The following is a 10,197-nucleotide window of genomic DNA, read 5'->3' as shown; positions in this document are numbered from 1 at the left end:
CGATGTTAGGTGCTCTCTAACAAAGCGAATTCTTATAGTTTCTCGACTTTCGCGACGTTAGGTGCTCTCTAACAAAGCGAATTTTTATGATTTCTCTATTTTCGCGACGTTAAAATTCGATTTACTTCACAATCCGCAGCGTCGCTTTTGCACTCAACTAAAGTAAAGAGTAAGGAATTGAATATAGTTTCTAGAGATTTTCTCTCAAATTCACAATAGAAAACAACAAAGTTTACCTAAAGTGCCTAATTATAAAAGGATGTTATGTAAAACAATTGTTAAATTTTGTAGATCTTTATTTAAAGTAAATTGTTTTCTAGTAAAATAGCTAATAGACAGGAGGAATGTTATGAAAGGGGTTACGAAGAATGAACAAAGTTGGATGCTTTACGATTGGGCAAATTCAGCGTATTCGATCATTATCACTACAGCTGTTTTCCCAATATTTTATAAAGCATCTGCTACAAACGCTGGGGTTAGCGCTACAGACTCAACAGCGTATCTTGGCTATACCATTTCTATTTTCACCTTTATTTTAGCAATGATTGCTCCTATTTTAGGAACTATCGCTGATTACCAAGGCTACAAAAAGCGTTTCTTTTCTTTCTTTTTAGGATTAGGGGTTCTATTCACTGGAATACTTGCCTTTATACCGAGTGACCAATGGTTGATCATGTTAGTGTGTTACACCATTGCAGCAATTGGTTCTACTGGTGCTAACGTTTTTTATGATGCTTTTTTAGTTGATGTTACTAGCGATGAAAGAATGAACAGGATATCTGCTCGAGGATTTAGTATGGGCTACATCGGGAGCACAATCCCTTTTATTATAAGTATCGCCATAATTCTACTTGCTCAGGCGGAGATCATTCCTATCTCTAGTGGAGTTGCAAGTCGAATTGCCTTTTTAATTACTGCCTTATGGTGGGGAATATTCGCTTTACCATTAGTATTAAATGTAAAACAAAAGTACTATATTGAACATCATCCAAAACCGGTAGTAGAAAGCTTTAAACGACTGGGTAAGACGTTTAAAAACATAAAGAATTACCGTTCCGTTTTTTTATTTTTACTAGCTTATTTCTTTTATATTGACGGTGTAGGAACCATCATATCTATGTCAACTGCTTACGGTACAGACTTAGGAATTAGCCCTACTAACCTATTAATAGTCCTGTTTGTCACACAAGTAGTTGCTGCACCTTTTGCGATTATTTACGGCAGATTAGCTGAAAGGTTCACAGGGAAGTTTATGCTTTATGTGGGGATTTCCGTCTATATTATCGTTTGTATTTATGCTTTTTTCTTAGATAATGTATTGGACTTTTGGGTAATGGCAATGCTTGTAGCTACATCTCAAGGGGGGATTCAGGCATTAAGTAGATCGTATTTCGCTAAGCTTGTCCCAAAAAATAATGCAAATGAGTTTTTTGGATTCTATAATATATTTGGAAAATTCGCTTCCATCATGGGGCCCTTATTAATGGGATTAACTACTCAATTAACCGGAAAATCAAATGCTGGAGTATTTAGTCTCATCATACTATTTATCATCGGATTCATCATACTTACTTTCGTTCCCGATCCCAACAGTAAGCGTTCAGCTTAATTTTTATAACATTCGAAGGAGTGTTCTAGCTTAAAGAGGAACACTCTTATTTTTCTTCTAAGAGTTTTTTCACTAACGCATTCTATTAGTATTATTATCGATTCTATAATTCCTGCAAAACTTTTTCGGTCTATTTTTTCAGAACTCTTTCTATACCCTATTAATAATATTTCAAACTGCTAATTCTGCCAAAACAGGATCTTTTTTTTCACCATTATATTTATTCAATAATGCATCTAGTTCTTGACTACATCTAACTGTTTCTTTACTAGTTAATCCTTGTGATAATCCTATCTCTATCATTTCTTGCCTCTTTTTATTAATTTTTGTTAATAATATTTTGTTGTTATTCACTTTTCAAAACTCCTATCTCTAAAAATCATACTACATAATGCATTATGAGCAATATTTGGACAAAATAAAAGCCTTTCTACAAACAAAGTCATAAACTTCTTTGTAATGACGGGAAACGACAAAAAATCATACATAGATAAACCCTAAAGCAAAATAAAAAACGCTTCATAATAGGACACATTTGATATTATCAGGTCTTTTCAGCAACTGCAATTAGACAAAGAACTCTTGTTACTCCATTATTAGATTTTTTGCCTATATCTTCAAATTCCAATCATAGTTTTCACTTAGATCGACATTAAGTTAGATTCGCTCGTCCAATAGTACAATGTAAGCATTAGATCATATATTCTTAAACTTCAGATTTACAAAACCAATATAAAAGCAATGCCTAATAGAGGCATTGCTGAAAAAATTAGTTACTGGAACTATCTGTACTTTTTTCATTTTTGGTTTCTTCATAGAAGAAAGTCAAGGGTTTGTCAGATCGAGATAAAACTTTATAAAGATAAGAGGATGTTAGGTTTAGGCTATTCTCTATTTTCTCAGCTAAGTGATTAGTACGTTCATATAAAATAGATCGGAAATCAGTTACTTGTCTGGAAAGCTTCTCCATTAGTGCTTCCTGATTGTCTAGCCTATGCTGAATTGTGGTCTGATCGTCTGCTTGCGTAGAGATTTTGCTAACAACCTGTTCTTGAAGTCCTAGTATCTCGTTAATCTCACTAGTTAAATGCTGATTTTTAGCTTCTTGACTTTGCATGTACTGGACGATTTCATGATTCATGTCAGCTATCTTATTTACCTCTTCAACTAGATGCTGTGTTACCTCTTTCTCCTGACCTTGCTCGTTTTGCATCATCTTACTTTCCTTTGCTAACTTAGAAAACCACTCTAACGCATCTTGCTCAAATTTAACTTGTGCATCATTTCTTTCTCGCAAATCTTCCAATTCCGCTAGAAGGTTATTCCACTGATAAGACTGGTTACTCGTTTGCTGATTATAAGATTTCTTTAACTTATTCAATTCCTCATTCATTTTTTGCTGCTCTTCCACCAAATCAGTGAGATAGTTTTTCTTATATATCCCTTGGTTGGGCTCTTTAATTGTACATTCGTTCTTAAAAACGTCCGGATGATCATATTTGTTTACAAATAACCCCATTGCACTCTCCCTCCCCATTTCTTTTTTTATATCTTATGCTCAAACATGAATGGGTGGGACATTATCCGCTAATAGTGGGCTTATGACCAATCTTCACCTAAAACACTATTTTATAGTTATCTTATACAACAACCAACAGACAAAAGTTTGGATAGGATTCCTAAACTCATTTCAGCAGTAGGAGGTCAACTTTTTTGGATGAAAAAGAAGAGGATTAAATCTGTTTCTTCAAATATGACTTGAGGATGTTTATTCGGGTTTTGCCAAGGGAGAAAAGTGGAGTATAGAAAGGTAATAAATAAGAAAAGCGCTGGGTGCCTTGATCAACCCCGACAAGCTTAATACAAGCTCGGCGTGGCGGTCTTTTGCCACATAGAAGCTTGTCCAAAGACCTTGAGGGGTAAGCGCCCGGAGCTAGACATCTCTTATTTTTTATACTTCTTATCCTGTAAAAAGGGTCTCTTTACCAACATAGAGACCCTCTTAATCTTACAATCTTATTTATTTATGCTTCGCTTCAAAATCTTTCATAAATTTAACTAATGCCTTTACACCCTCAAGTGGCATTGCATTATAAATGCTAGCACGCATGCCCCCAACTGAACGGTGTCCCTTTAACGTTTCAAGACCTGCTTCTTTTGCCTCTTTAACAAAGACTGCATCTAAATCACGATTAGGAATAATAAATGGAATATTCATGATAGAACGGCTTCCCTTCTCAACAGGAGATGCAAATAATTCAGAAGCATCTATATAATTATATAGGATTTGTGCTTTCTCTCGATTTAATCGTTCCATTTCTTTAATCCCACCAAGTTCTTTTATCCATTCGAATACAAGCTTGGCCATATAAATACCGAAAGTAGGAGGTGTATTATACAATGAACCAGATTCACTAAATGTTTTGTAGTTTAACATAGTTGGGCATGTTTCTGGTGCATTACCGATTAAATCTTCCCGAATAACTACGACAGTTAAACCAGCTGGACCGATATTTTTCTGTGCGCCTGCATAAATTAAACCAAATTTCGAGATATCCATATCAACCGATAAAATATTGGATGACATATCAGCAACCAGTGGAACATCCCCTGTATCTGGTATATCAGAAAAGGCAGTCCCTTCAATAGTGTTATTGGTAGTAATGTGTACATAATCTGCCTTTGGATCAATCATGCTGCGATCAACATCGGGTATATAAGTGAAATTTTTATCCTCAGAAGTTGCAATAACTCTTACATCTCCATACTTTTTTGCTTCACTCATTGCTTTCTTTGACCATGACCCTGTATTTACAATATCCATCTTCTTACTATTAACTAGTAGATTCAGTGGTATCATAGCAAACTGCTGAGATGCTCCACCTTGCATAAAAAGTACTTTATAATTATCCGGAATACCCATCACATCTCGTAACAACTGTTCTGCCTCTGTAATAATTTCAGTAAATAAGCCAGAACGATGACTTAGCTCCATTACAGACATGCCAGAATCAGCATAGTTAGGTAATTCACTCTGTGCTTTTTCCAAAACTGGCAATGGTAGCATGGAAGGACCAGCGGAGAAGTTATACACTCTTTTCATTTTAGCAACATCCTATTCTATAGTAATTAGAAAAGGTAAAGGCCACGCCTTTACCTTCGTATGCCCAGACGAACGGCTAATTCCTATTATGTGCTCCACCGCGGTTATCCGCTTTATCGTCAGTTACACATAATCTTTGTCGTTATTTTATCAGTCTTTATAATCCTTTTCAATGTGTATTTTTCTAAAAATTTAGGCGATTCTGTGATGTTTTTTAATACTTTATAATTTATTGAAACTATACATGGTTAATACACGTAATAAATAGAAGAATTACTTGACCTAAATTTATGTTATTAGGAGGATATTCATGTTAAAAAAGTGGTTGGCTAGCGTTGGTATTGGTAGTGCAAAAGTGGATACACAATTAGATAGCGAGCGGTTAATACCTGGTGAAAGTGTAAAAGGGAAAGTACTGATCGAAGGTGGCAAGGCAGAACAGCAAATTGATCGCATCAACCTCTTTATCATGACAGAAGCTCTTCGAGAACGGGATGATAAAAAATATTATCAAAAAGTAGAGCTAGGCAGGTTCTCATTAAGTGAATCGTTTACTATTTTAGAAGGAGAGAAGAAGGAACTAGATTTTGAGTTTACTCTACCAATCCAAACTCCACCAACATTAGGACGTACCAAGGTTTGGATACAAACAGGGTTAGACATCCCATCAGCACTTGATCCTAAGGATAGGGATTATATCGAAGTATCACCCCATGCATATGTGGATACTATCCTTGGTGCTATTACTAACATATTAGGTTTTCAGTTAAGACAAGTAGAGATGGAATATTCTAATAGGTATGGCTATTTACAAGAGTTTGAATTTACCCCTTCACGTGAATTTAGATCCGATTTAGATGAACTAGAAGTATTTTTCTTTGTAAAAGAAGAGTCAGTAGAATTACTGCTCCAGGTTGACCGACGCGCAAAAGGGCTTGGTGGATTATTTGCAGAAGCTCTTGATATGGATGAGCGTTATGTAAGACTCTCTTTTGCTAAATCAGAAATAGATATGGGTGCAAACTATATTGCTAGTCAATTAAACGATACAATAAGAAAATTTAGTTAAAAGGTGGAAACATTGTGATAGTGGTTTCACCCTTTTAGTAATTGTTCCATGTGAACTGTTTAGGATAAAACATTAACTTTTTCCCTTCTTACAACAACTAAAAAAGATTGCCAACTACGAATAGCTGGCAATCTTTCCTACGCTCTTTGTCTACGAGTCATTACATCAAATATTACGGCTAGAGCAAGTATTCCTCCACGAATCATGTATTGTGGGGCAATTCCAACTCCCATTAAGTTCATTCCATTTGTTAGAGTAGCCATAACAATTGCACCAATTACAGCTCCTGTTACTTTACCAACTCCGCCAGCAGCAGACACTCCACCAACGAAGGCAGCAGCGATTGCATCAAGCTCAAATAACGTACCAGCTGTTGTTGTAGCTGATTGTAAACGAGCAGTGAATAAAATACCAGATAGTGCAGCTAACATTCCCATAGACCCGAATACGATGAAGGTGATTTTACTAACACTAATACCAGTAAGGTGTGCTGCTTCCGGGTTACTACCAACCGCATAAATATGACGTCCAAGAACTGTCTTCGTCGTAATAAAATGATAGACAAACACTACTAGAAGAATAATTACTACTGTCCAGGAAAGCCCATTATACCCTGCTAAAAGCCATGTAATATAGCCAATAATAGTTGAAACAAACAATAACTGTAAAACAAAAATTGGTCTTGATACAACGTCAAAGTCATATTTAATCTTATTTCTACGATTAGAAATCGCACTATAAATATAGAACAAGATTCCCACTAAACCGACTAGTAAGGAAAGAAGATGCAATCCACCTACTTCTGCAATCGAAGGGATATACCCGTTACCTATTGCATTAAAAGCATCGTTATCAACAATAATCGTTCCCGTTTTCTCTGTTGCCATTAGGATTGCGCCGCGATAAATAAGCCACCCGGCTAACGTTGCAACAAAGGCTGGGATTCCAACTTTCGCTACTAAAAAGCCAGTAATAGAGCCTGCACAAATACCAAGAATCAGAATAATTGGAATAACGATATATACAGGTACGCCATGATTCATCAATAATATTGCGGCAATCGCACCAAGAAATCCAGCTAAAAATCCGATTGACAAATCAATATGGCGTATAACAATTACAAGCATTACACCGACAGCAAGTACAGCAATATAACCTGCTGAATCTAGTAAATTACTAATGTTTCGAGAAGACATAAATAGTCCATCTGTAAGGATAGAAAAAGTGATCATAATAACGATTAAGGCAATATACATACCGTAATCCCGAATATTAACCTTTAATAATCCTAATAACTCCCTAATATATTTCACAGTTTTACCTCCTATTGTGTCGCAAGTTCCATAATCTTTTCTTGATTGGCATCTTCAGCGGACATTTCCCCTTTAATTTTGCCTTCCGCCATGACATAAACGCGATCACTCATCCCCAAGATTTCACCCAGCTCTGATGAAATCATTATGATACTCATCCCTTTATCAATCAGTTCATTCATAACTGTATAAATTTCAAATTTAGCTCCAACATCTATACCACGTGTTGGTTCATCTAATATTAATAGTTTAGGACCTACAAATAGCCATTTCCCTAAGGAAACTTTCTGTTGGTTACCACCACTTAAATTCCCAACCAGTTGTTGAATGGACGGTGTTTTCACCCCTAATGACTCTCGGTATTCATCCGCAATTCTTATTTCTTCGTTATCATTCACAACTCCATTTGAGGAAATTTCTTTTAAATTACCAATGGAAATATTGTTTTTTATATCCTGTAATAGAAATAATCCATCACCTTTTCTATCTTCTGTTACATAAGCAATGCCTGCTTTTATAGCGTCACTCGTATGCTTAAATTTAATTGCGAGACCTTCAAAAAATAAATCCCCTTGTATTTTATAATTCATCGCATTCCCAAAAATACTTAATGCAAGTTCCGTTCTACCCGATCCCATTAGACCTGCTATACCGACTATTTCCCCTTGTTTAACATGAATATCTACATTTTTAGCAACATGTCGTCCCAACTGTGCATCATAGGCCGACCAGTTAGATAGCTCAAGAATTTTATCACCGATTTTATTTCCTACCCGTTTTGGATAAATATCTGTAATTTCACGACCAACCATGTTTTTAATAATCGTTGGTTCATTTATTTCCCCTTTGGAAGCATCTAATGTACAAATTGTTTCTCCATCACGTAGAACTGTTGCTTTATCTGCAATAGCAATTACTTCTTTAAGTTTGTGTGAAATCATAATCGAAGTAATCCCTTGCTTTTTTAATTCCTTTAATAGATTCAAAAGATTTTCACTATCGTCTTCATTTAGTGCAGCTGTTGGTTCATCTAAGATGAGCAACTTTACATCTTTACTTAATGCTTTTGCAATTTCTATTAATTGCTGTTTCCCTACCCCTAGATCTTTAATTAATGTTTCTGGATTTACTTTCAACCCTACTTTTTCTAGCATTTTCTTCGACTCAACAATAGCTTTGTTCCAATCCAAAACTCCGCCATTCTGTATTTCATTTCCTACAAATATATTTTCATAAACAGAAAGATCCGGGAATAAGGCCAACTCTTGATAGATAATGGCAATCCCTACATCCACACTATCGCTAATTTTGTTAAACTGTTGAACATTTCCGTTATATATAATGTCACCCTCATAAGACCCATAAGGATAAACACCACTTAGTACTTTCATAAGAGTAGACTTACCTGCACCATTTTCCCCTACAAGAAAGTGTATTTCTCCTCTTTCTACTTTGAAATTAACATTAGAGAGCGCTTTTACCCCTGGAAACTCCTTCGTAATCTGGTTCATCTCTAAAATATAATCGCTCATCACTAAGCCTCCTTAACCAGACATCTTTACAATCGAGTAATAGTGTTAGATATTCATCTAACACTATTACTCCTATTTCCTATTCCTTACCATTTATTATTCTAATCCAGTAAATTCACTAGCTTCATAGTATCCTGAATCAACTAGTTCTGCCTTAACATTTTCTTGATCAACCACGATAACATCTGTTTGTTTTGCTGGTACTTCTACAGCTCCATTGTCGTATGAACCTGTTGTTTCTGGTGTATTGCCATCTAGGACTTCAACCGCCATTCCCATAGCATCCGTAACTAATGTACGAACATCTTTAAACACTGTCATAGATTGTTTACCGTCAATGATGTATTGAATAGAAGCTATCTCAGCATCTTGACCAGTAATAGTGTAGCTAGTAATAGCAGAATCTTTACCAAATACGTCAGCTATAGAACGTGCAGTTCCATCGTTTGGTGCAAGAATCGAAATATCCCCTTTTAAATCTGCGCTAGCTGCTGTTAAATGTGTTTGCGCTTTGTTTTTCGCTTCATTTGGATCCCAATTTGTTGTAACCTGACCTAAAATCTTACCCAATTCATCTCTAGATAATTCAGCTTTTTCTTTCAATGCTTCTGCCTCACTAGAATTAGCAATCACAAAAGTACCATCTGCTATTTTAGGCTGAAGCACATTCCATGCACCTTCAAAGAATAAGAATGCATTGTTATCAGAAGATGCACCAGCATATAGATAAAGTGGGATACCTGTACCTTCAGCATTATCAATTAAATATTGTCCTTGCGCTTCCCCTACAGCAATACTGTCAAAAGTTACATAGTAATCAACCGCGTCAGTATCTGTAATTAAACGGTCATAAGCAATAACAGTAATCCCCTCGTCCTTAGCCGCTTCAACTGCAGCACCTGCAGCAGCACCATCATGAGGAGCTATGATTAATACATCAATGCCTTTACTAATTAATGTTTCTACGTTTTGTTTTTCCTTATCAGAAGATCCTTGGCTGAATAAAATTTCAGTAGTATAATCCGAATCATCTAAAGCTGCTTTAAATCTTTCTTCATCTTGAACCCATCTTGGCTCGTCCTTGGTAGGTAATACAATACCAACATCTACTGAACTACTTCCACCTGAACCTCCCGATGATTCGCTACTACAACCTACAGCTATGAACGCAATGGTAATGATTGCAAACAAAGTTGGTAAAAATTTAAATTTTTTCCCCATATTGAGACCCCTTTCAAAACTGTTGTTTTAATTACAACCCAATTATAGCAAGGTAACGCTTACATGTAAGCGCTTTTAAATAGCACTTTTTTATCATTAGCTATACTTTTTTAACATTATAAAAATCCTAGTACAAACAAATTAATCCTTAAATATGAATCAGTGAAACCTCTTAAACTGGGAATTGCGTCATTTCATGCGAGATATGCGTTGGTCCATAGTGTAAATGCGTCACTTTATTGGGCATATGCGTCAATACACGTGGGAATTGCGCCACCTAATGAGAGATATGCGTTATGCGTCTTCCCACGAGAGAATTGCGCCGATCCATGAGAGAATTGCGTCAATTC

General features: G+C 35.9%; 8 protein-coding genes and 1 riboswitch. Of the genes, 2 read left to right on the top strand and 6 right to left on the bottom strand.

The window, feature by feature from the left end:
- Nucleotides 1-349 precede the first annotated feature (349 nt).
- A complete protein-coding gene (locus tag H7K77_RS01020; protein WP_186575855.1) occupies nucleotides 350-1,609 on the top strand; it encodes an MFS transporter in 1,260 nt (419 codons plus the stop codon).
- Nucleotides 1,610-1,780: 171 nt separating this feature from the next.
- Here H7K77_RS01020 and H7K77_RS01015 read toward each other — a convergent pair whose 3' ends face one another.
- From H7K77_RS01015 to serC, 3 genes are all read right to left on the bottom strand, one after another.
- Nucleotides 1,781-1,963: an aspartyl-phosphate phosphatase Spo0E family protein gene (locus H7K77_RS01015; RefSeq protein WP_328700987.1), complete on the bottom strand. Its 183-nt coding sequence runs from the start codon at nucleotides 1,961-1,963 to the stop codon at nucleotides 1,781-1,783.
- Between the two features lie 415 nt (nucleotides 1,964-2,378).
- Nucleotides 2,379-3,128 (bottom strand): hypothetical protein, encoded by a 750-nt coding sequence (locus tag H7K77_RS01010; protein WP_186575854.1) that lies wholly within the window; start codon nucleotides 3,126-3,128, stop codon nucleotides 2,379-2,381.
- Nucleotides 3,129-3,629: 501 nt separating this feature from the next.
- Complete coding sequence (serC, locus tag H7K77_RS01005; RefSeq protein ID WP_186575853.1) at nucleotides 3,630-4,712, bottom strand: 3-phosphoserine/phosphohydroxythreonine transaminase; 1,083 nt, start codon at nucleotides 4,710-4,712, stop codon at nucleotides 3,630-3,632.
- A 55-nt stretch (nucleotides 4,713-4,767) separates the two neighbouring features.
- Nucleotides 4,768-4,849, bottom strand: a riboswitch (ZMP/ZTP riboswitch).
- Nucleotides 4,850-5,022: 173 nt separating this feature from the next.
- Here serC and H7K77_RS01000 point away from each other — a divergent pair.
- Nucleotides 5,023-5,781 carry a sporulation protein gene (locus H7K77_RS01000; protein WP_186575852.1) on the top strand — a complete coding sequence of 253 codons (759 nt, stop codon included), beginning with the start codon at nucleotides 5,023-5,025 and terminating at the stop codon, nucleotides 5,779-5,781.
- Between the two features lie 137 nt (nucleotides 5,782-5,918).
- Here H7K77_RS01000 and H7K77_RS00995 read toward each other — a convergent pair whose 3' ends face one another.
- From H7K77_RS00995 to H7K77_RS00985, 3 genes are all read right to left on the bottom strand, one after another.
- Nucleotides 5,919-7,037, bottom strand: a complete 1,119-nt coding sequence (locus H7K77_RS00995) for a sugar ABC transporter permease (protein ID WP_186575856.1) — start codon at nucleotides 7,035-7,037, stop codon at nucleotides 5,919-5,921.
- Between the two features lie 68 nt (nucleotides 7,038-7,105).
- Nucleotides 7,106-8,626 (bottom strand): sugar ABC transporter ATP-binding protein, encoded by a 1,521-nt coding sequence (locus tag H7K77_RS00990; protein WP_186575851.1) that lies wholly within the window; start codon nucleotides 8,624-8,626, stop codon nucleotides 7,106-7,108.
- A 96-nt stretch (nucleotides 8,627-8,722) separates the two neighbouring features.
- Nucleotides 8,723-9,847: a sugar ABC transporter substrate-binding protein gene (locus H7K77_RS00985; protein WP_186575850.1), complete on the bottom strand. Its 1,125-nt coding sequence runs from the start codon at nucleotides 9,845-9,847 to the stop codon at nucleotides 8,723-8,725.
- Between the last annotated feature and the right edge of the window lie 350 nt (nucleotides 9,848-10,197).

The sequence above is a fragment of the Aquibacillus kalidii genome (assembly GCF_014280935.1).
GTDB classification, from domain to species: domain Bacteria; phylum Bacillota; class Bacilli; order Bacillales; family Amphibacillaceae; genus Aquibacillus_D; species Aquibacillus_D kalidii.
This window is presented reverse-complemented; position numbering and strand designations above follow the sequence as displayed.

Bases quoted from the DNA above. Each gene is read 5' to 3' on its own strand.
- H7K77_RS00985 (WP_186575850.1), bottom strand. From the start codon at position 9,847: ATGGGGAAAAAATTTAAATTTTTACCAACTTTGTTTGCAATCATTACC.
- serC (WP_186575853.1), bottom strand. From the start codon at position 4,712: ATGAAAAGAGTGTATAACTTCTCCGCTGGTCCTTCCATGCTACCATTG.
- H7K77_RS01020 (WP_186575855.1), top strand. From the start codon at position 350: ATGAAAGGGGTTACGAAGAATGAACAAAGTTGGATGCTTTACGATTGG.
- H7K77_RS00995 (WP_186575856.1), bottom strand. From the start codon at position 7,037: ATGTATATTGCCTTAATCGTTATTATGATCACTTTTTCTATCCTTACA.
- H7K77_RS01010 (WP_186575854.1), bottom strand. From the start codon at position 3,128: ATGGGGTTATTTGTAAACAAATATGATCATCCGGACGTTTTTAAGAAC.
- H7K77_RS01000 (WP_186575852.1), top strand. From the start codon at position 5,023: ATGTTAAAAAAGTGGTTGGCTAGCGTTGGTATTGGTAGTGCAAAAGTG.
- H7K77_RS00990 (WP_186575851.1), bottom strand. From the start codon at position 8,626: ATGAGCGATTATATTTTAGAGATGAACCAGATTACGAAGGAGTTTCCA.